Source organism: Pyxidicoccus sp. MSG2, assembly GCF_026626705.1.
Lineage (GTDB): Bacteria > Myxococcota > Myxococcia > Myxococcales > Myxococcaceae > Myxococcus.
This window is the reverse complement of the sequence record NZ_JAPNKC010000002.1, coordinates 1-21,572: the sequence shown is the minus strand read 5'-3', so window position 1 is coordinate 21,572 and position 21,572 is coordinate 1. Positions and strand designations below refer to the sequence as shown.

Here is a 21,572-nt window from a genome sequence, read left to right as displayed (position 1 = left end):
CTCAATGGCCGCCGAACTCAAGACTGTGATGCCGAGCCCCTCCTCGCTACCGGCGCCGCCGGCGGTATGGGTCGCATTCGCGCGACAAGGGGCGTGGAAGAACTGGGTGCTGCTGGTGCAGTTGGCCGTCATCGCCCTCTTCACCGTGGCCAATGTCCACCTGGCGGACCGCGCGCCAGACGTGGTGCTGGTGACGCCGGACGGGAAGGCCACCTACGTGCCGCGGGCGGCGGTGGGCGACTCCATCCTCTTCGCCATTCAGAAGGCCAAGGGACAGCCCAGCGAGGCGGAGGTACTCCAGACGACTCGGCACTTTCTCTCGCTGGTGCTGGGGGTGAACAGCAGCACCCTGGAAAACACGTGGCCAGAAGCGCTGGCGATGATGGACGGGGCCCTGGCCACGAAACTCCAGCGCGAATACGCGGCACAGCGCGTCCTGGAAACATGGAAGGCCGCGCAGGTCCGAACGGACCTCCAGTTCGAGTCAGTGGAGCTTGTCGAGCGCACCGACAGCTTGCTTCACGTGCGCGCTCTCCTTTCCCGCACACGCTCCGACCTGCTCACCGGCGCGACGCCGAAGACGGACCGCGTGAAGGTGGACCTCGTACAAGGCGTGGAGGCACGAACGATGCACCGGCCTTCGGGCCTTGTGATTCGAGACTTCGCCGTAACTACGCCCCCAACTCCGACACCGGCTGACGCCGGTGCCGGCCCCTCTCTACCGTGATTTCACCAACACCTGTATAAGGCAAACTGTGCAAAAGATTACCGTGTGCTTGTGTGCTGTGATGTCTTGTTTTGTTTCAGTTGCGGCTTTCGGGCAGGGGGCCACCAGTCCCGCCCCTCAGACGTCTGTTCCTCGGCGGGAGTTCAAGTCGCGGACCATCATCATCAGCGACGCGAACGCGAGCGACATCCACGAGCTCCGCGTCGCCGCCGGTGCTGCGACGACGCTGGTCCTCCCGCAGGCGATTTCAGGCAATGGAGGCGCCATCCTCGCGGCGCCCCCCCATGTCGTGCCGGCGCCTCTGCCGCTCCAGGAGAATAAAGTCCTGGTGCTCAGTCCCCAGCGAGACTTGGCGCCCGGAGAGACGTTCCCCCTCACGCTGACGTTTCTGGACGGCACCGTCCAGTCGTTCCGCCTGGTGACTGTGCCCGCCGAGGTGGACGTCCAGATAGAAATCAAGCTGGTGCTCCAGGCGCGCGCGACACCCAGCAGCGCCGCCGCCCTCACCGACAAGCTCATGGCGCTGCAGGCGCGCCTGGACGAGTGCCAGTCGACGGCGGACACGGCGGGGGTGAGTCGTGTCGCTTCCCTCATTCTCTCCCAGGACTTCGACAAGCCGCAGGCGTTCACCGTCGAGCGCCGCCTCAATGCGCGCCACCTGGACAAGCAGTCACGGCTCCTGGTGGAGACGCGCGCCGTCTACCGGCTCTTCGGTCAGTCGTATGTCGTCCTCACCGTCGAGAATCGCGACCCTGACAAGGTCTGGCAGATGGAGCGCGCCGAAATCGGCGTCTCCGGCGGCGGCGCTTCCACCGAGGCCCAGGTGGTCACCTTCAACAGCGAGATTCCCGAGCTGCCCCCTGGCGAGGTGACGAAGGTGGTCATCGCCTTCACGACGCCGACCCAGACAACGGGTCAGCGCTTCACGCTCCGCCTCCTCGAGCGAGCGGGCTCGCGCCACGTCGCGCTGAACAACGTCGAGCTGTAACCCGAGGTGCACCCATGGACTCCACACCTACGAAGGTGAATCCCCGCTACCTGCTTCCCGGCACGGTGGTTGGCTTCTATTCGATTGTCGACCTCATCGGGACTGGGGCCATGGGTGCCACCTACCGGGCTACCCGCGCGGGCAAGGTGTACGCCCTCAAAATCGCCACCTTCCAACTCGAGGAGCTCACCGCGGAGCAGCGGCGCTCGGAAGAGGCGCGAATCCGCCGGGAAGTCGCGGCCCTCAACGGGCTGGACCACCCAAATATCGTCGCCATCCGCGCGCACGACGTCTGGCCCGAGCCTGAGTACGGCTACCCGTACCTCGTCATGGACTACGTGGACGGTCCACCGCTGCTCACGTGGCGCGTCCAGAAGCAGCCCAGCCTCACCGTCATCCTTCGAGTCTTCCGGACGATTGGCACCGCGCTGGCGGAGATGCACCGCCTGCGCATCTTCCACAGAGACCTCAAGAGCGCGAACATCCTCGTCCGCTTGGTGGATGACGAGCCGGTCGTCATCGACTTCGGGATTGCCCGCCCGCTGTCCACGAGGACGGTGACGCAGCACTACAGCATGGTGGGGACGGTGCCGTTCTGGTCTCCCGAGTACTGCGCCTATGCCGGCTCGGAGGCGATGGAGAACCTTCAGCCGTTCGTCAACACGCCCCAGACGGACCTCTGGGCACTCGGCGTGCTCTTCTACGAGGCGCTCACCGGCGTCTTTCCCTTCACCACGGAGAAGGAGGAGTCTCCTGGCAGGTTGATTGACATCATCCTCAACCAGCCCATCGCCCCCCCCTCGTCGCACAACCCGGCGGTGCCGCCCGCGGTGGACGAGCTCCTCGCGAAGCTCCTGGCGAAGAAGCCCGAGGAGCGAACGCCCTCTGGCATGGCGCTCGCCGAAGCTGTCGACGAGTGCCTGGCGACGTCGTCGACGGCGGAGTGGCTGCAGCCGTTTCCCGTGCCGATGCGTCCTGGCAAAGGCGGTGCGCCCACGCCGCGTCTGACGAGTCCGAGCGTGCAGGCGCTCGCGGCGGCTTCTCCTCCTTCCGAAGAGGTGGTGCGGGACTCGGCCATTCTCGCGGTCCTCCCCAGTGCGTCCGCCCTGCCAGTGCCGAGTTCCGCCGGCATTCCTGTAGGGCCTGCCGCTGCCGCACCGGCCCCCTCAACGAGCGCGGCGCCTCCGTCGGCCCCTACACCGCAGACGTCTGCCTTCGTACCTCCGTCCAGCCACCAGCTGCGCTACACCCCGCCGGCCGGCGCAGCGCCTGCGGCTGCTGCGCCGGCCGGGCAGCTTGCCACGGCCATCCATGAGGTTCAGGAGGCCCTCCGTCGGCCCGCACCTCCGCCTCCTCCTTCCTCGCGGACATGGCTGGTCGCGGGAGGCGCCGCGGCCGCTGCCGCGCTTGTGGTGGGCCTCGTGATGCGCGCGCCGGGTACTCCGCAGGACGCGCCGCGTACCCTCCTCACCGCCTATTCCGATGGCGGCACGCCTTCTTTGTCTTCCGAGGGGCTCGTCGCCGAAATGCCTCCTCCGCAGGTGCGTGAGGCGACTCCGACGCCTCAAGTCCCCGCTCCCGCTGCACCCGCGACGGGCGCTTCCGTTTCAGTGCCACCCCCGACGGAAGGCACTCGCGCAGTCCGCGCGCCGAGGGGCGGCGAAGCCGGCCGCATCAACGAGGCCCTGACGCGGGAGTATGGGCGTCCGCGAGTCACTCCTGACGGCGCCCTCACGGCGGGCGCCGGTGAAACGGCCGCCCAGGCGCCGGCCGAGGTAGCGCGCGCGCCGGCCGCGCCGCCCACGCCTTCATGGCTTCAGGTGTCGAGCTCCGGCGCCGCTGACGCCGGGAGCGCCAAGGTTGCAGAGTTGGGGGTGCCCATGGGCGCTCACATCAAGGCAAGGCTGAAGAACAACGTCGACAGCGACGCGTGCGCCAACGGCCCAGTCGAGGCGGAGCTGGTGCGGGCACACGTGGAGCGGGGGGCAGTCGTCCTCCCCAGCCGCACGCGCCTCTACGGCACCTGCAGCACGTCGGCCGGGCGCTTCCTCATTTCCTTCACCAACGTCCGCCTCCCCTCTTTCGCCACGTACGAGTTTCAAGGCCTCGCCTTGGACACCGCGGAGCAGAAGGCGGGCCTTCGTGCCACCCGCAGCGTCGCGGCTGCCGCGCCCCGCACCGACGTGGGCGCGGAGGTGGCGAAGGGCGCTGCCTCCACCGTCCTGAGCACGGTGACGGGCGGCACCGCCGCCGACGTCGTCCGCGGCGCGGGCGGCGCCATTCTTCAGCAGGGCGGAGGTGGGACGTCCACCCCGCAGGACGTGCTCTTCCTGGATGCTGGCAAAGATTTTGAAGTGATTGTCAAAGCCGCCTTCTGAGCGGTTGACGTCGCCTCCCGCACCTATTTGCACGTGTTACTGCGCCCCTTGCACCTTATGGTGCTAAGGGGCGTTTGAGTTCTTCGGAGGTCACCATGCACCCTCGTCTCACGACAGCCTTTCGGCCGGCCCGCGCCCGCCTCCTCTCCCTCTGTCTCGCTTTCGTCTCTGCCTGCGGTGGTGGCAATCCCGTCCAACCCATCGGCACCAGCGCCGGCGAGGTGGCTGGCGTTGTCATCAAGGGCCCCGTCCAAGATGCGAGCGTCACCGTCTACCGTTTGGACGCCAAGTTCGTTCGAGGCACCGCGCTTGGCACTGCGCGGACGGACGAGAGCGGCGCCTTCACCGTCCCCGTTGGCAGCTACAACGGAGCGCTGCTCGTCGTCAGCAGCTCCGGCACTTATGTGGACGAAGCCCTCGGGACGCCTGTCTCCCTTGGCGGGCGGGAAATGGTCGCTGTCATTCCTTCCTACCGCAGCGGAGAGCACCTCATCGGTGTCCGCGTCACGCCCATCTCCACCCTGACGGCCGCCTTCGCGGCTCACCACGTAGCGGCCGGCGAGGAGCTGGCGCAGGCGGTGGGCGAGGCGTACTCGCACCTCAACGCGCATTTCGGCGACGTGGACTGGCGCACTGCCACCCCAGTGGACCTCACCGTCGCGGGCGCCACCACGCTGACGCCCCAGGTGCGCGCGGGGCTGGTGCTCGCCGCGCTGTCGCAGCAGGCCGCCACCATTGCCCAGGAGAGTGGCGTCAGCGCGGCCCTCGTCAACGGAGCGACGCTCACCAGCGCGCTCGCGGCGGACGGCGCCGACGGCCGCCTCGACGGGGCCGGCCCTGCTGGGCAGCTCCGCCAGGCCTCCTATGCCCTGGACGGGTTGACGGCGCGTAGCGGGCTCGCCGCTGCTATCGGCGTCTTCGTTTCGGGGCCCCGTAATGCCAGCGCGCTGCGGCTGGAAGACGTCCGCAGCCTCATCAACGCGATGGCGGGCTCCGTCGACGAGTACCTCTTCGCGGGCGGCCCGGCCGCCGAGGTGGACGTGGATGCACCCGAGGTGACGTGGCTCAAGCCCGCGGCCGATACAGGTGTCAGCGGCTCCGCTCCCGTGGAGGTTCGGGCTGTGGATGCGAGCGGCATCAAGTCCCTGCGCTTCACCGCCCCCGCGAGCCTTGTCGCGCTCACCTCCGTCATCGACGGCACCAGCGCCCTCCTCAAGGGAACGTTAGACGTGTCCGCCCTTCCCGACGGCCCCCTCACCCTCACCGTCGCAGCGGAGGATGCGAAGGGAAACACCGTCTCGAGGAGCGTGGCCGTCACGGTGTCCAACCGCGGGCCTTCCGTCTCCGTCTCCGCACCCTCAGACGGCGCAACGTTGAGTGGGCGGGTGCTCCTGTCGGCGAGCGCCACCTCTCAGCAGGGCGTCGTCAGCCGTCTGGAGCTCCGCAACGCTCCCTCCGGAGTGGGCCCTGACACGCTCGCTGCCGCGGACAGCTACGCCGCGCAGTGGGATACGACGCAGGCGCCTGAAGGCGAGCAGGTCCTCGTGTTCCATGCCGAGGACTCCTTCGGAGCATCCACCGACGTGTCCGTCGTCGTGAAGGTCGACAACGTCGCTCTCGGCACGGTGAAAGTCTCGGTGTCCGCCGGCAACCCCATTGCTGGCGCCACCGTCCGAGTCGTGGCGCTTGACGTAACGACGGGCGGGCCCGCCAGCCGGCCTGGAGGCTCCGTCCTCGGAGAGGGCGGGCCCACCGAGGCTGACGGCACCCTCACCTTCTCCCTCTCCCAGGAGAATTGGGACGGGCCCGTGCAGCTGCAGGTGTCAGGCTCCTCGACGCTGTCCTACGTGGACCCGACGGATGGGACAGCGCCGGTGAGCATCCCCGCCGCAGTCACGCTCACCTCGAGTCTCCGCCACTACAAGACGGGGGAAACGCTCGTCGCCCCGGTGACGCTCTACACGACACTGGCGGACTCGGCCGCCCGCGCCTACTCGCGCGGGAAGAACTCCTCATTTCCGGCGTCTTCGTATGTTGACGCCCTGTCGGTGGTGGACGTCCTCTTCGAGAAGCACGTTGCCGGCGCCACGCCGTGGGCCCTGCGGAGGATTGTCCCTGCCTCACTCACCCAGCCGCCCAGCCAGGCGCTGCGTGACGTCGTCTTCGCGGCCCTGCCCGACGTTTCCCTAAACCAGCTCGCCCGCAGCATTGCCCTCAGCGCGGGCCTGAGCCCCGTCCAGGGCTTCGACGCGGTGAAGTTGCTGACGCTCCTGCAGCGCGACATCTCGGACGGCCGCTTCGACGGCCGCGAGGGCGGCTTGCTGCTCCGCGTCCTGGGCACTCCCGCCTATGAGCTCTCCGCGGACGAGCTGCGCGTCCGGCTGGCCGTTGCGTTGGACCGGTTCGTTACTGGCCCGCACAACCGCAGTGGCCTGGCGCGGGCGGACTTCAGGAGCGCCGAGCCGAACGTCTACGACACCATCAGCCTCGACACCTCGAGTCTCTTCGATTCGGCCGTGCCGCCCACGCCATTCGATACGAATGCCCCGGTGGTGAGCTGGCGAATCACCTTCATGGGAGACAACGGGACAGCCTACACCGCGCCTGTCGGCGATACGAAGGTGGTGGCCAACACGCTCACCGTCGAAGCCACCGCGGTGGACCCCGAGGCGTCGGGAGTACGGGCTCTCACGGTGACTGCGGACGGAAATGCCCTGAATGGGCAGCAGACGGCCTCGGGGCGCGTCTCCGGCATGTGGACTCCCACCGCGGACGGCACGAGCGAGCTCGTCGCCGTTGCGGAGGACACCCTCGGCAACACCACAACCTCACGCTATGTCCTCATCGTCGACAACGCCGCTCCGGCTCTTGCTGTCTCTGCTCCTGCAGCCGCGGCCTTCTACGGCGCGGGTGCGGTGCCTGTGGACTCCACCGCAACGGACACCAACGGCGTCGCGTCCCACTCCGTCGCCGGCCTCACCGGCGCGTCCGTGAGTGGCATCACGCACGTGGTGGGCAGCTGGACGCCGGCGGCGGGCACCGCGGATGGCTCCGTGACGGCCACCTTCGCCGCGTGCGACGTCGTCGGCAACTGCCGCTCGAAGCCGCAGACGTTTGCGCTGGACCGCGAGGCCCCGGTGCTGTCCTTCGCGACAGCCCCCGTCCAGAACACCAACGCCAACACTGTCACGTTTGCGGTTCGCGCCGTGGACAGCGCCGCCGGCGTCGCTGGTGTGTACGGCCGCCGCGTGGGCTCCAGCACGCCCATTGCCGCCACGAAGGACGCACAGGGCACGTGGAGCCTCACCCTGCCCGCCACGGGCGAAGGCGACATCGAGTACCACGTGTGGGCCGTCGACACGGCCACGCCGGCCAACAGCGGCGAGTCACGCAGCCATCCCTACAAGCTGACTCCGACGGTTCGACGCGACACGGTTCCGCCGACTGTCGAGTTGGTCGAAGGCGGTTTCTATCGTCCCGAGGCGGGTATCCGGCACAAGGAGACTGCTCCTGGCGTGCCTGCCGTCCCTGTGCAGTACGAGGTGTCGAGTCCTTCTGTGGCCCTGACGGCGGGCAGCCTTGTCTTCAAGGCTGTTACTCGCATCGCGCCTGGCCCGCTAGACGGGACCGACCTCTCGTCCTCCAACACCACAAACACCCCGTGGCTGAAATACTCCGTCGTCCGAGCCGCCACCGAGTCCGAAATCGTCGGGGTAGATTACGCCATCACCTGCGCTGGGTGCGGCGCTCCCAGCTCCAGCTCCGGTTCGCTGCTATTGGTAGACCCGGCAGGCTCCCGCGTCACCTACGCGCTCCCCCTGACCGTCGACACGATTCCCGGGTTGCGCAATGCGACGCAGACTCCAGTCACCCTGACTATTCATGTGACGGCGCGGGACGCTGCTGGCAACTCCGCGACCAGCGCGGCGGCGTCGGTGACCTTCCATCTCATTTCGCCGATGCTGTCTGTGCTCAAGGAGGACGCCTACCCTTCGGCGAGGGACCCTAAAAGCCCCTATGGCTATCGGGTTGGGCTCTTCACCTACGATGATCTCTGGGCTCCAGGCACCCTGGCTTTCGAGGGGAAGGCGCACATGAGGCTCGCTCGATTCCGCGTCCGCAATCCGCACTCAATTCCGATGGTCGTCAACCTCACCAGCACTGGCGCTGGCACGTGGACGCTGAAGGAGAATTACACCCACCGCAAGGTGGACGACTCATCCACCACCGCGACAGCGGTCGACGGCTTTTCCTTCCCGGCCCTGCAGCATTGGGACCTCTTCGGCGCGTACGACACCTGCGCGGGTGGCCAACCGAGGCCTCAGTTCCCCTGCGAAGTCGAGGATGGCGTGGTGCTGTCGAACCCTATTCACCCTCTTGGCTCTTCCCAGCAATGGAGCTGCGTCGTGCCCAGCTACACCTCTCCCTCCACCGTGGCTGAAGCGCGCAGCGACGTGGAGTCGGCCGGCTACCTTTCTCCGACTCCAACGGGCAACGAGCCAGAGTCCTCGCTCGCCCCTGGTGGCTACTCGTTGAACGAAAGGGCTGCGTGGCGGGTGCCAGCTGCCTCCGGGGCCGTGCCGGGAGAGTTGGTGCTCTACGCCCTCGTTCCACGCAACCGTGGCACCATGCCTCAGTTCACCGTTGAGGGCGGGACGAGGTACCAGTACCTCTACGCACTCGACTACACCGTGGAAACGGGCGGGCAAAGCTGCACCGACCCCAATGACAACCGCCAGCGGCTCTCCAGCCGTCGACGTGCGTTGTTGTACCGAGACATGACCAGCGCGTCCCTCTCGCTCGCCCTCCCGTACGTCATCAACGCCATGGCGACCTATGACGCGGGTGCCGGCAACTTCCCTGCGGTTGGGGCACCGCGGTTCGTCGCCTCCGGTGGTATTACCGGCGAGGTTGACCTGACCAACAACTGAAGGGCCTCTATGCGCTCCGGCACCATCCTCATCGCAGCTCTCCTCGTTTCCGCATGCTCCGGCGACAAAGGCCCTGTCGGTCCCACCGGCCCCGCTGGGGCCCAGGGGCCCGCAGGCCCTCAGGGACCGGCAGGCCCTCAGGGCCTGGCAGGCCCTCAGGGGCCCGCAGGCGGTCCCCTGGTTCGCGTCGCTCAGGCGGATGGGGGCACCCTCGGAGCCTCTTACGGCCTCACCAGCGGGCTCGTGACGCTGGTTGAGCCCTACACCGTTGACTTACAGGACCGCACCGAACAGCTATTGGTGACGAGGTCGGTTGCGACCGGCGAAATCGCCCAAAGAGTGGACGTCTACTTCACCTCGATTGCTTCTCCATGCCGTGAAGTTGGCCGCGACGGGACGTTCGTCACGGACCCGAACGCCGCACCTGGCTGGCTTGTGGGCAGCGGCACCGCTGCCTACCGGGTTTCGGAAACACGGGGTGAGTGGGTGCCTGGGTACGTCCGGCGTGCTGCTACGGGGACCTGCGAGCCAGTGACCGGGACGACGCCGCTGTCGGGCGTCCTGGTGCGCTCCTTCTACGTGCGGTCGGGAAGCAGCGGCAACGAACTCTTCAACTATCCATTCGTCGTGCCTGGGCCTCTCACGTTGATGGTGACGCAGTAGGAGCACGTTCCACTATGCGAGCTGCCTGTTTCCTCCTTCTGGCTGTTCTGCCAAGCGTCGCCCTCGCAGACAGGGGCGCCCTCAGCATCGACGCCGGCGGCGGCGTCTCCGCCCCCTTTCTCCGCGCGCCCTATGCACCGGACTCCAGCACCCTGCGGCTTACCGCGCCTTCGGTCTGGCTTGGCGGCCGCTATGCGCTCTCCAACCGCCTGGAGCTGACTGCCTCGGCCTTCTGGGAGCCCGCCGTCACCGGGTGGCACAACGGCGTCACGCTGAATTCCGAGGGCAGCGCTTTCAGAGGGACGCTCCGGGAGACAGTGCAGCGGTACGGGGCCGTTGTGGGGCCGCGCTACCTCGTCGGGATGGTGTGGCGGGTCTCCCTGGGGCTCGACGTGGGCTGGAGTCACCGGAGCTACTCGAGCATGGAGCACATCGACGACAGCAACCCGGCCGCGCCCGTCGCCTATGAGGTCCCCTTGCGGGACTTCACCGCGAACAACCTGGTCCTGTCCCCCGTCCTCGGCATGGAGTGGGCGGCCGGCGACCACTGGAGCGTGTCGTTCCAGCCACGGGTTCAGCTGCTCGTGGGGCCGGAGCCCGCGCTGGTGCTCATGGCCCCGGTGACGTTCTCCTGGAGCTGGTACCTGTAGAGGTAGCACCAGCAGCATTCCTAGGCGGGCCGGCGCGAGCCGAGCCCGCTTTTTCATGGGCGGGGCCTTGCGGCTCCGAGGGTTTTGCACTATTTGGTGCGTGCAGCGCATTTTGTGGTGAATCTGGCTCGCGCTGCGTACGTCGCCTGCGCACACCCCGCTCCCCGGAGGTTGCCGTGCTGCTGATTTTCTCGTTCCTGGCGTCCGTCCTGATGGTGGTTTTCAGGCTGCTGATGGCTCGGCCGGCGCTGACGCTGGCCGTTTTCCTGGGGTTCGCGCTGGGGAGCTACGCGACGCTGCGCGAGGTGCCGCCGTCCGCCCCCGCCGCCTCACGCACCCCCGCGAAGGCTCCCTCCGCCGCGGCTCGGCCGGTGAAGACGTCGGTTCCCTCCATCTTCTAGCGCCCAGCGCTGACTTCACCACGTGGTGGAGTTCGCGCTTCCCATCCTGCCGGCCCCTTCACGCCTGCCGCGTCGCGGCAGGCGTTTTCATTTCATCGACTGCCCATGCTGCTACTCCTCACGCTCGTCCTGTCAGCAGCGCCTCCACCCTTCGACACGCCGACTCCGTTCGAGCGGGAGATTGACGCGGCCGTCGCTGCCACCGTTCCCACCTACCCCGTGCCTCGGGAGCTCGTGAAGGCGGTGATTCGCCGGGAGAGCGCCTTCAACCCCAAAGCGCGCTCGAAGGCCGGCGCCCTGGGCCTCATGCAGGTGATGCCCTTCAACGCCCCCTTGCTCGGGGTCACCGTGGAGGACCTGGTGGACCCGGCCCGCAACATCCTCGCTGGCACCCGGCTGCTCGCCGTGCTCCTCCGGCACTACCAGGGCGACGTCATCTCCGTCCTGGTTGCCTACAACGCTCGGCCTCGAGAGCTGGGAGCGCCGCTTCCGGACAACGGAGAAACGCCGGAGTACGTCCGCTCCGTCCTCGGCTTCTTCTACGCGTACCGAGCTGCGGCAGGCATGAAGCACCCTGTAGCAGCACCGCAAACGTCTGCAGCCGTCCGATCCACAGGAATTCGGACGCCACCCCCTACCCGTTAGGGCGGAGTCGATCAACAGTAACTCCAACGCGCGTACGCGAGGCGCCATGAGCGACACCAAATCGACTGCGACCTTGGATCTGTACCCCGGCGTCTTCGGGACGCGCGAAGCGCATGCGCCTGGAGCGGACTCGCTGGACCCAGCACGAGTTGGAGCCGCGGTGAAGCCCCGGGAGTCCTCCGCCTCCCGAGCCCGCCGGCTCAGCGTGAAGAATGCGAGCAAGCTAGGGGCTGCGGCGGCGGAAGTGCACCACCAGTCGGCGCTAGACGCCGGCGAACTCGGCTATTTCAGTCAGCTCCTGGTGCAGACCGCCCTCCCCCACAAGGACCCGGGGGACCTCGCAGCGTGGACGCGCCAAAATGGCCGGTTCACACTGACGTTCAGCACCGGCCTGCAGTACGACGAGGCGACGAAGACTCACAAGCGGATGGGCCTTCCTTTCGGCACGCACGCTCGGCTTCTGTTCGCGTGGCTGGGCACGGAGGCGGTGCGGACGCGGTCGCGGCGCATTGAGCTCGGCGACAGCTTCGGCGCCTTCATGCGAAAGCTGCAGCTTCCCCGCACTGGCGGCCCGAGCGGGTCGGAAGCGGCTATCCGCAATCAGCTCAGGCGAATTCTGACCTCGAGCATCAGCTGGCAGTACCGGTCCTCAGGCCAGGACGGCACCACCTGGCGCGAGGCCAAGTACCTCGACACGGGCCAGAACATCTTCCCCATCGAGTCGAGAATTCTCTTCTGGGACCCTAGCGACCCGGACAAACGCGCTTTCTGGCAGTCGGAGGTCAGTCTCAACGAGACCTTCTTCCAGCACTTGTTGAAGCACAACACCCCCGTCGACATGCGGGTGATGCGCGAGCTCGCTCGCGCGCATTCGAGTCTCGCCATGGACATCTACGTCTGGTGGACGGGCCGAATGCACGGCCTCGAGAAGCCCACGCCGCCCATCCCATGGAAGAAGCTCATGGAGCAGATGGGCACCGTCCACACGAATCCCTATGAGTTCGCCCGCGACTTCAAGCTCCAGGCCGCGAAGGCCCTCGTCTTCTACCCTGAGGCAAAGATTCAGTATGTCCGCGGCGGCATCAGACTGTTTCCGAGCCCCACGCACGTGCCCGCGAGGCTGCTGCCAAGCAGCGACTGACGGCCCAACAGCCTCGTCAACCCCGGCGCCGCCGCTGGCGAAACCCTAGAGCGCCTAGCGCCTCCAGCCAGGTGATGGCTGCGGGCGCGTCGACCTTTCCGTCTCTCCTCCGGGATAGCTCTCCCCGGGCCAGCGCTGCCGCCAGCCGGGCCCTGGCTGCGTCCCCAGGGGCTTCACCCGCCCACCCCCTGTCCAACTCTTCGTCGGTGACGGCGGCGAGCTCCTCAAGCTCCGCCAGGGTCATCGCCAGGCCCTCCAACACCCGGACTTGAGCGTCCACCCGCTTGCGTCGCACTTCTCTACCAACGTAGGCGGAGCGCTTCTGTCCCGCCGCACTCCACCACCAAGCGTACCAGTACGGCCCATGCAGCGAGGGAGGCACCCCCGCGGCGGCCGCCACGGCCGCGTTGCAGCGACAGCGTGCCTTCCCGCACCGGACGACCTGCTTGCGGATGATGATGGCGCCGAGCTGCAGGGCCTCGCCGCTTGCGAGCTGCCGCCGCAGACGCCTGAGCGCCTGGGAGAGCTGCGCCGCTTGATCCGGGGTGAGGTCCTGAAGCAACTCGGTGAGGGAGACGTCTTCCGGCACCTATCTTATGTACCATAGACTGGGGACATAAGACGGCCAAAGGGGCCGACGTCCGAGCGCGGCCGCCTTCCCAGCAAGGGACTTATCCCTGCTGCGGCACCCCACGAGGTTGCTGCAGCACCCCACGAAAACTGCTGCGGCACCCCAGAAAGGGTGTGCTGCGGCACCCCAGAAACCTGGGTTATCCCTGCTGCGGCACCCCATAGCTTGGAGTGCTGCGGCACCCCAGAAAGGCTGCTGCGGCACCCCAGAAAGGCTGCTGTGGCACCCCAGAAAGGGTGTGCTGCGGCACCCCAAGAGCCTATGCGGGGGCACCCCAAAAAGTCGCGGTGTGACCATATATAAAAGCCATGTAAATTCATGTGCTTAGCCGCGATTTTCGCTTCCCCGCATATAGCTTCTCAGTTAGCACTGCCTCTATCTAGAGATCTGCCTCTAAGCCCCTGCAAATAGATTTTAAAGCGGAACACGGAGATCCGGGCCCTACGGGCCCTCAAGCCTGGACGTTCCGGCGCGCAAGCGCGCCTCCACGGGAAGCATGCGGAAGCCACCCACTTCCCTGCCCTGATGCTTTCCAGCGGGCATCGAGGATAGGGGTGGCCGGTGGACTTCGACGCACCTGCGGTCATCAGGCTACCTTCTGCGGCTTTACTGGTGGTGTGCCTGGGCTTTTGCGCGGCTTCGCCGCGTCCGCCTACCGCGACACCCCGGTGAGCAGGAGCTGCTGCCGCTTTCGCCGGGCCCGTCCCGACTTCCGGACGCCCGTCCATGCTGCGCGACCCCAAATTCTCCCCACCTACACTTTTGTGCACTTGTGTTGCCAGTTCTTGCACTATTTAGTGTCGGTGCTGCATGATTGAGTGCGTTGGATTCACCGCGTTCCACGTCGGAGCCCTCTTGAGCGCTACCTCTCCACCAACACCTGCACCCTCCTTTCCGGGGGCCGCTTCCCCGCAGAAGGTGCAACGGGAGCAGTGGAGCTTGATGGCCGAACAGCCGGGGTTCCAGAAACCCCAACATGTCGGCGACGCGTTTCTCGGCCCCCGCGACTGCCAACTCGAGCTCAACATGTTTCCGTCCAGCGCGGACTTCTCGTTCGTGGCCTTCCTTGAGTCCTCCTCACAGCTCGATCTGGTCGCCGGGGAGTCGGAGTGGACGGTGAAGTCGAGTCGCCGGAAGCCGGGTCGCAACGGCGGCAAGCCGGTCTTCCGGACGGTCGGCACTTTTCGTCTCAACACCGTTGCTGGAACGGGGACTGGCGTTCTCCAGCTCTACGGCGCTCTGACGCTTCGGCGCCGCTAACACCTCCCACCGCTCACTCTGGAGTTGCTATGGAAACATCTTCCACTCAATCGTCTACCGCTCTCACCGAGGGCATGGACGTAACTTGCGGTGCTTGTGGAAAGCCCGGCAAATACTCCACCGACGGGGCGCCTCGTAATCAGGCGACAGTGATTCATGGCGAGGAGAGGGCTGCTCCCGGCCGCGCGTCCTGGGATAGGGCTACCACCAAGACGTGCTGGCTCATGACGAGAGCGATCCTCGAGCGGACCGTGCCGCTCCAGGCGCTTTCTCCGAACATGCAGCCTACTCCGCTGCCGTCCGTAGAATTCCGTCGCAACGCCGGGGACTCGGAACTTCCTCTCTCCTCGCCTGCTCAGCTTCCTGAGTTCGCCGACCTCCTTGTCGATGACAATTGACTCTCCCGCCTGTAATCACATCGAGCGCGCGAGAGACCATGTCGCCTCCGCCGCCTCGGAGCTGTCCTCTGCTGTTGTCGACGCGTCCCTGAATCCTTCACTCAGGCAACCGCTGGAGGCGCTTCGGACGCTGCTATCTCAGAGCGGAGACCTTCTCACTCAGGCTGCAGTTGCCGCCCGGTCTCCTCACTGACAAAAACCTTGTTGCCCCGTCGCCCCCGGCACCACCTCCCCCCGAGCGTGCCGGGGGCGATTTTTCGCATGAGCTCCCGAGTTCGTCGCCACTTGGTCCACCGCCTTCGCGTTCGTGCCGCCCTGCTCTTCGCCGCCGCGGGCCTCGTGCTTGGCGTGCACCTGGTGGTGGACTTCGGCACTTGGCGCCCTCTCCTCGCCCCTCCTGTCGTAGCTTTCCTTCTCGCGCGGGCTTTAAAGCGTTTCGCGAAGGCTCGCCGCCTCGCAGTCGTTTCCGAGCAACTCCCCTCCCCTTCCGCGCCCGCCTACTCCGAGCAGGGTCCACTGCTGGCCGCCGGCGTTGCAGCCGACGTCGTGCGTCCGGAACTCGTTGCAGCCGCTGCGTCACGCCGCCGAAGGTGAATCCAGCGCGCGAGGAGCACCTCCCCGCGCGCCCTCGAGCGGCGCCTCCTGGGCGACGACTCCGCATGAGAGGAACCGAACGGCTCGCTCCGCTGTGCAGATTCCGCGGCAGCCCGAGGCCGTCCATTCGGTGCCCCTTCTCTCCGCAGGTGCCGTCCGTGGTGGCCGCCGTCAAGGAGCTGTCGCCCGCGTGCCGCGGCGCGCTTCGCGCGTCCTTGACTGCGTCCACCACTTCCGGCCGGCGCATCCGTTCCTCGCCAAAGGCGAGGAGTGCCTCAACGGCGCAGACGTCTACGGGGCTGCTACCGCGCCTGGGCGCCCGGTGACGCGTGCGTGGAGGCCCCGCGTCGCGGAGCTTGAACTGTCGCGCGTGTCGGTGATTACAACCCGGGTGGTTGTGTCGATAACCGGGCCTGTCAGAGCTGAAATATGGTCGCCCGCGCGACGTCACTCAATGTCGGACCTACCTGCTACAACCTTCTCACGCTGACGGGTGACAACGCCCCGGCGCCCACCTGGGACGGACCCGGGTGCAGACACGACCGGCTCCACGCCGGCAGAGGTTGTTCATGGAAGGTTCTGTTTCGAGTCCCCTCCCCTCGCCTGTCCCGCTGCAACCTGTCCTGTGGCCCATCTCGCGGCTGCACGACTCGCCGTTCCAGCCCCGGAAGACGTACGACCCTGCGAAGCTCGCGGAGTTGACGGAGAGCATTCGGCTCCATGGTGTGTGTCAGCCGGTCCTCGCGCGAATGGTGGGGGACGAGGCGCAGCTCATCGCCGGACACCGTCGAAAGCGCGGCGCCCTCGGCGCCGGGCTGCAGCTGCTGCCCGTCATCTTCATGGATGCCTCCGACGAGCAGGTGCGCGAGCTGCAGCATGTGGAGAACCTCTGCCGCGAAGACGTCCATCCGCTGGAGGAAGCAGAGAGCTTCGCGGAGCTGCTCGCCCAGCACCGGTACACCCCTGAGCGGGTTGGCGCCCGCATCGGGAAGTCTCGGGCGTATGTGGTACGGCGGTTGAGCCTCAACAGCTTGTGCGCCGAGGCTGCCGCCGCGTTCCGCGCTGGTTCGCTCTCGGAGTATGGCGCCTTCACGCTGGCGCGCCTTCCGGGCGCGGAGGTGCAGGCTCGTGCGCTGCGCGAGCTCGTTTCGCCGGACGGCATCTCCAGCGACGCTCGCTGCCGGCGGGTGGCGGAGCGGTACATGCTTTCGCTCCGCGACGCCGCGTTCGACACGAAGAGCGAGGCGCTGGTGCCGGAGGCGGGGCCATGCACGACGTGCCCGAGGCGGACTGGTGCCAACGCGGACCTTTTTGGAGACTTCTCTCAGGAAAACCTCTGCACGGACGGGGGGTGCTTTGCGCAGAAAACGGCGGCGGCGTGGACGCTCGCCTGCGAGAAGGCCCTCGCCAGGGGCGAGGAGATTCTCGACGAGGAGACGAGCCGGCATCTCTTCGCATACGGCGGCCGCCTCATTCCGGGAGCGCCGTACGTCGACCTCGCCGCACCCTGCCCCGAAGTGGAGGGCAACCGCACCTGGAGGGACGTCCTCCAGAAGGCGCGCCTGCAGGTCACGCTCGCCCGCGATGACAACGGCCGTGGGCACCGCCTGGTGTTGCGTGCTGAGGCCGCCGCCGCGTTGGAAGCGCTTGGCCTCAAGGCTCCGACAGCGAAAGGAGAGAGCGCGACTGGTGGTCCATCGGCTGGGGCCGCGTCGGACCCGCGAGCCGCTGAGGCCGCCCAGCGAGAGGCTCAGTCGCGCAAGCGGGCGACGGTCGATGTTGGGTTGGAGGCCATGGTGGCAGCAGCTGAGGCGGGGGGCCTGCCGGTGGAGGTGCTTCGCTACGTCACTCGCGGCGTGCTGGAGGCTTCGTGGCAGGACGTGCGCCGCTCGCTCGCGAGACGACGCGGCTTCACCCGACGCGACACGGCCAGCGCAGAGCAGACGTTGCTTGCGGCAGTGGAGACGATGACGGCCCAGCAGCTCACCGGCCTCCTGGTCGAGGCCGTCGCCGTCAGGTTCGCGACGCCGAGCTATGCTGAAACGTATGGCGCCGCATTCCTTGACGGCTGCAGCCTCTTCGGCTTGGAGGTACCCAACCTGGAGGCCGAGGCGCTCGCGCGTGTCGCCGCCAGGAGAGAGGCGGCGTGCTCGAAGCGCGGTCGCCACGTCAAGAAGGACGAGGTGTCGCCGGCTTCGCTCCCCTCCTCCGCAGACGTCGGCGCAGAAGCCAGTGACGACGCGGACGACGACGCGTTGTCGGCAGCGTAATCTGCTTCGGGTGCGTGCCGGCGCAAATGACGGCGCGCACCGTACCGTCCCTGGCCGCGCGGGGTCGCGTGGAGGTGCAACTGAAGCGCGTTCATACTCGAGGGTGTGGGGCGTGCCCTGATAGATAGGATGCGTTAGGCTTAATTGCCGCCACGCTCCCCTCTTCCCAAACCCTCGCCGACGTCTGTCCGTAGGGCATCACGGTTGCCCTTGGAGCGTGGGTAGTGCGACGAGCGCCTGAGCGTAGCGCCTCACCAACTCTTCAGCCTGTTCCGTCCCTCGGCCTCCGCTGAGATGGAGGTCAACGCACAGTTGAGGAAGCCCCACGCCAGGTCCGTGCGCGAGTTGCCGAGGCGCATAGTAGATGCCACCTGCTTCGGTCTCGGCCGCAGGCTCTGCGCGTAGAACCCAGAAGTTGTGGGGGGTGATGCACCGCAGCGAAAACGCAGAGACTGCCGCCTTGATGGATCCCGAGAGGTACAGTCCGTGCGGCAATCCGGAAACGAACCTCTCTTCAGGTAGAAGTTCGCTGGCAAGAGTAAAGATTGCGCGGACCCCCCTGCTCCTGCAACTTGGAGAAGGCCCGTTGAAGCAAGTCCGGCGTGGTCGAGGCGGCGTTGAATCCTTCCACCACTGCAGTCTTCGATTCGCTCTTGAGCCACGCCTGAATCAACTCCACCGGATGGGATAGGCGGAATCCGTGTCGGTCCTCTATTGACTCGGCATATCCATCCACGATGAGCTGACGCAGCAGTCCCCGCGCGACTGCATAACTCGTTTCAGTTTGCTGTGACAACGCGCGGATTGTTTGTGCCTCATTGGGATTCTGAAGCAGAACCCGAACAAGGCGGCATCCCTTTCCCTGAAACAGAGGCATTCGCGGCCTGCTGGGAGCAGGGAGGCTCCCGTGGACTTTGATGAGGGTGCCGCCAGCGCGGACAAAGAATGTGCCCCTCTGGTCAATGACGGCCACGCCCTCGCGTTCACACACATCGAGGACTCGGGAGGAAACAGAGTCTGTGGCAATCATTGGCGCTCGCTCCACAGGCTGGGCGTGGGGCATGGTGCGCCGCTGGATGTGCTCGTCCACACGGCGGAGGCGCTCACGCATCGTCGGGACGTCGACAGGGTGAAGGGGGGTACGGTAGCCCACCAACACGGGCAGTTGAGCGTCGCCCAGCCGCACCTCGGCCAGGTCGTAAATCGCGTGCCCGGGAGGGCCCGACTGCGGCATGACGCAGGCTTCCGTCCGAAGGATTGTGACTCCTCGAGGGAGCGGAGGTGGGGAGGCCCAGAAGGCGTAACGTAGTTCTGCATCCACGGGTGCCATCACGCTTCCTCATTGGTGTTCAGATGGGACGTGCGCGCCCAGCGCGTCCCGCATAGCAATAGCAGCTGGCGCGGCAGGCCCGCAGGCTGAGTCTGCCTGTGCCGGCCTGGGGGGGCCGGACTATGGCGGGACCTCTCCCCTCTCGGCCACTCGGCAGGGTCGCAGGTGCCTGTGGGCCATTGCTGCATTTGTTGGTGGAAAAAATGCACTTCAAAGTGCTAATCCCGGGCCCTGGCGGTCGGCCGAGCGAGCGTCCTGCTCATTCGGTATGGTGCCGCGCAACTGGAGGCGCTCTTGGGAAGGTCGAAGCGGATAGCAGTCCTCAATGAAAAGGGCGGGTCGGGCAAGACGACGACCGCGGTGAACTGCGCGGCAGCTCTCGCTCAGGGCGGAAGCCGCGTTCTTTTGGTGGATCTCGATCCACAGTGCAACGCGACCGCTTGTGTCGGGCTCGCGCATCTCGTCAAGCAGAAGGGGGGATACGGCACCGCCGAGTTCGTGCTGGGTGAGGGCGAGTTCAGCCCCCAGCGAGCCCAGCTGGGCCTCGCAGGGCTTGACGTTGTGCCCGCGATGAAGTCGACATCTCCGTTGCTGGAGATGCGCCTTCTGGAAAACCACATGAGCGGAAACCAGAAGCTGGTTCGCGCGCTGGGGCGAGTGGACGAGGAGTACGACTGGATAATCGTCGATTGCCCTCCCAATCTGGGCATGCTGGCAATCAACGCGGTGAATGCGTGCCGTAATGTCCTGGTACCGATTGAGCTTTCGCCGCTCGCGGCGTTTGGCGCAGTTGCGCTCCGGACCTTCGTCGAGAAGGTCCGCCTGGACTTGGAGTCGCGTGCGCAGATTCTCGGAGTGCTCGGCACATTCAATAGCCGGCAAACCGTCCGGCGACAGGCACTGGAGCAGGTGCAGCAAATCTTCGGCGCGCTCGTCTTCAAGACGGTGATTGACGAAGCGACTGCCATCCGGGCCGCCTCGGGCGAGGGCAAGCCGATTGTGCTTCTGGAGCCCGAGCACAAGGGCTCTCAGCAATACATGAGTCTCGTTGAGGAGGTTGTTTCCCGTGCGAAATACTAAGCCATCCCCCGCTGGCTCCACGAACGCATTTCTCCAGGACGAGATTGCAGCCAGCAAGGCGGCGCCTGTTTCCGTCCAGGGCGGCCAGCTGACGTATGAGCCCGGACGACGGTACGAGCAAATGACGACGGTTCTTGTGCCGATTGAGCTCGTCGTCCAGAACAAGTTCCAGCCGCGACTCTGGATGAATCCCGCAAAGGTTCGGGAACTCGCTTCGTCAATCAAGCAGACGGGCCAGCTTCAGGCGGCGAGCGGCAAGCAACTCGAAGACGGACGGGTGATGCTCATTGCCGGCGGCACGCGCGCCGAGGCAGTGAAGCTCCTCTACAAGGAGGCGACTGAAGACGAAAGGGCACGGTTCGCTCACCTTCGAGTCGAACTCAAGATTGGCGTTCCCGACTCCGAGCTTCTACGGCAAGCGCTACACGAGAACATGGTGCGGGAAGACCTCAATCCAATGGATGAGGCCGCGTCGCTCGCACAGTACCGAGAACTCAACGAGCTGAAAAAGGCGAGCGACGTTGCTGCAGATATTGGGATGGATGAGAGAAAGGTGCGAACCCTTCTCCAACTACACGATGACTGCCCCGCCGTAGTGCATGCCGCGGTCCGGGGACAGGACCTCGCTCCCTTCATGCGGACTGAGGCGGAACTCGCGGCGGCTGCGGAGGGCGGGGCGTTTCTTCTGCCACCGGCCGAGCCGCGGAAGGCCGACCGCACAATCTCGCGCGACGCAGCAATCGAATTCGGAAAACTCCACAAGCACTTCCGGAAGACCGAGCCGATGCGCGCGACGCTATTGACTGCACGCCACATTCAACGAGCGCTAGAAGACGGCTGGAACCTGATGCGCGTCAAGGAGTTCGTGAAGCGCGCGACCAGCGAGAGCAAAGAGGGAATTGCGCGGGCAAAGCCCGCCGTGTTTCGCGTGGAGGGCTCAGTCTTCAATGTGAATCTTCGCATGCTCGCGGACGCGTCCGAGGAGACCATCGTCGAACTGCGGGAGAAGCTCGAACACTTGATTCAAAACCGCAAGACACTCCTGCAAGCCGATGACGCGAACGCCGCCAGAGATGCAGCGGGCGACGCATCACAGGGCTCGGATACGAAGTGACGGCCAGAATGACATGCGCACGTCATTTCTGAAGCGTTCGCCGGGGTGTTTTGCTTTCGCAGCAGACTCAAAAATGACGTGTACACGTCGTCGTCGGGGTGGCCGAGGGGCGCGGAGTCGACGTAGCGAGATCAAAAATGACGTGTGCACGTCATTTTTGGGGCCGCTATCGTCCAGCGTAGGTGTTTTGTGCATATCATCGGTAGCCGAAAAAGGGTCCGAAAAAAAATTTTCGGAGCCGGAAGTGGTCGATGTGTGGGTCCTGCGCGATGTAGGGGCGCGTAAATCCGCATACTCCTTGGCCTTGGCCCCGAATTTCCTACCTCCCACCTGTTCTGTCCGGACCCTCCGCTTACCCGACCCCCCTCTCC

15 protein-coding genes are annotated in these 21,572 nt (G+C 66.2%); 13 read left to right on the top strand and 2 right to left on the bottom strand.

What is annotated here, in order from left to right; genetic code table 11:
* Positions 1–4 precede the first annotated feature (4 nt).
* The 9 genes from OV427_RS49960 (at position 5) to OV427_RS49920 (ending at position 12,524) form a co-directional block, all read left to right on the top strand.
* Positions 5–727, top strand: a complete 723-nt coding sequence (locus OV427_RS49960; protein ID WP_267863619.1) for a hypothetical protein — start codon at positions 5–7, stop codon at positions 725–727.
* Between the two features lie 61 nt (positions 728–788).
* Positions 789–1,715: a DUF2381 family protein gene (locus tag OV427_RS49955; protein WP_267863618.1), complete on the top strand. Its 927-nt coding sequence runs from the start codon at positions 789–791 to the stop codon at positions 1,713–1,715.
* A gap of 14 nt (positions 1,716–1,729) precedes the next feature.
* The gene (locus tag OV427_RS49950; protein ID WP_267863617.1) at positions 1,730–4,093 is read left to right on the top strand and encodes a protein kinase domain-containing protein; all 2,364 of its coding nucleotides are present in this window, start codon (positions 1,730–1,732) and stop codon (positions 4,091–4,093) included.
* A 95-nt stretch (positions 4,094–4,188) separates the two neighbouring features.
* Entirely contained in the window at positions 4,189–9,024 is a 4,836-nt protein-coding gene (locus OV427_RS49945; RefSeq protein ID WP_267863616.1) for an Ig-like domain-containing protein, read from the top strand.
* A gap of 243 nt (positions 9,025–9,267) precedes the next feature.
* Positions 9,268–9,687: a hypothetical protein gene (locus tag OV427_RS49940; RefSeq protein ID WP_267863615.1), complete on the top strand. Its 420-nt coding sequence runs from the start codon at positions 9,268–9,270 to the stop codon at positions 9,685–9,687.
* 14 nt (positions 9,688–9,701) lie between these two features.
* Positions 9,702–10,337 (top strand): hypothetical protein, encoded by a 636-nt coding sequence (locus tag OV427_RS49935; RefSeq protein ID WP_267863614.1) that lies wholly within the window; start codon positions 9,702–9,704, stop codon positions 10,335–10,337.
* A gap of 176 nt (positions 10,338–10,513) precedes the next feature.
* Positions 10,514–10,738, top strand: a complete 225-nt coding sequence (locus OV427_RS49930) for a hypothetical protein (protein ID WP_267863613.1) — start codon at positions 10,514–10,516, stop codon at positions 10,736–10,738.
* Positions 10,739–10,843: 105 nt separating this feature from the next.
* Positions 10,844–11,383, top strand: a complete 540-nt coding sequence (locus OV427_RS49925) for a lytic transglycosylase domain-containing protein (RefSeq protein ID WP_267863612.1) — start codon at positions 10,844–10,846, stop codon at positions 11,381–11,383.
* 46 nt (positions 11,384–11,429) lie between these two features.
* Positions 11,430–12,524, top strand: coding sequence for a replication protein RepA (locus tag OV427_RS49920; protein WP_267863611.1), 1,095 nt, complete (start codon positions 11,430–11,432; stop codon positions 12,522–12,524).
* Between the two features lie 16 nt (positions 12,525–12,540).
* On the opposite strand, the gene OV427_RS49915 is transcribed toward OV427_RS49920, so the two are convergent.
* Positions 12,541–13,113 (bottom strand): DUF6788 family protein, encoded by a 573-nt coding sequence (locus tag OV427_RS49915; protein ID WP_267863610.1) that lies wholly within the window; start codon positions 13,111–13,113, stop codon positions 12,541–12,543.
* A 984-nt stretch (positions 13,114–14,097) separates the two neighbouring features.
* On the opposite strand from OV427_RS49915, the gene OV427_RS49910 reads away from it, so the two are divergent.
* Together OV427_RS49910 and OV427_RS49905 are read left to right on the top strand one after the other, a co-directional pair.
* A complete protein-coding gene (locus OV427_RS49910) occupies positions 14,098–14,415 on the top strand; it encodes a hypothetical protein (RefSeq protein ID WP_267863609.1) in 318 nt (105 codons plus the stop codon).
* 1,561 nt (positions 14,416–15,976) lie between these two features.
* Complete coding sequence (locus tag OV427_RS49905) at positions 15,977–17,677, top strand: ParB/RepB/Spo0J family partition protein (protein ID WP_267863608.1); 1,701 nt, start codon at positions 15,977–15,979, stop codon at positions 17,675–17,677.
* Positions 17,678–18,191: 514 nt separating this feature from the next.
* On the opposite strand, the gene OV427_RS49900 is transcribed toward OV427_RS49905, so the two are convergent.
* A complete protein-coding gene (locus OV427_RS49900; RefSeq protein WP_267863607.1) occupies positions 18,192–18,554 on the bottom strand; it encodes a hypothetical protein in 363 nt (120 codons plus the stop codon).
* A 747-nt stretch (positions 18,555–19,301) separates the two neighbouring features.
* Here OV427_RS49900 and OV427_RS49895 point away from each other — a divergent pair.
* Together OV427_RS49895 and OV427_RS49890 are read left to right on the top strand one after the other, a co-directional pair.
* Positions 19,302–20,087 carry a ParA family protein gene (locus OV427_RS49895; RefSeq protein ID WP_267863606.1) on the top strand — a complete coding sequence of 262 codons (786 nt, stop codon included), beginning with the start codon at positions 19,302–19,304 and terminating at the stop codon, positions 20,085–20,087.
* Positions 20,074–21,201 carry a ParB/RepB/Spo0J family partition protein gene (locus tag OV427_RS49890; protein ID WP_267863605.1) on the top strand — a complete coding sequence of 376 codons (1,128 nt, stop codon included), beginning with the start codon at positions 20,074–20,076 and terminating at the stop codon, positions 21,199–21,201. The genes OV427_RS49895 and OV427_RS49890 overlap by 14 nt, the downstream gene beginning before the upstream one ends.
* The last annotated feature ends 371 nt before the right edge of the window (positions 21,202–21,572 follow it).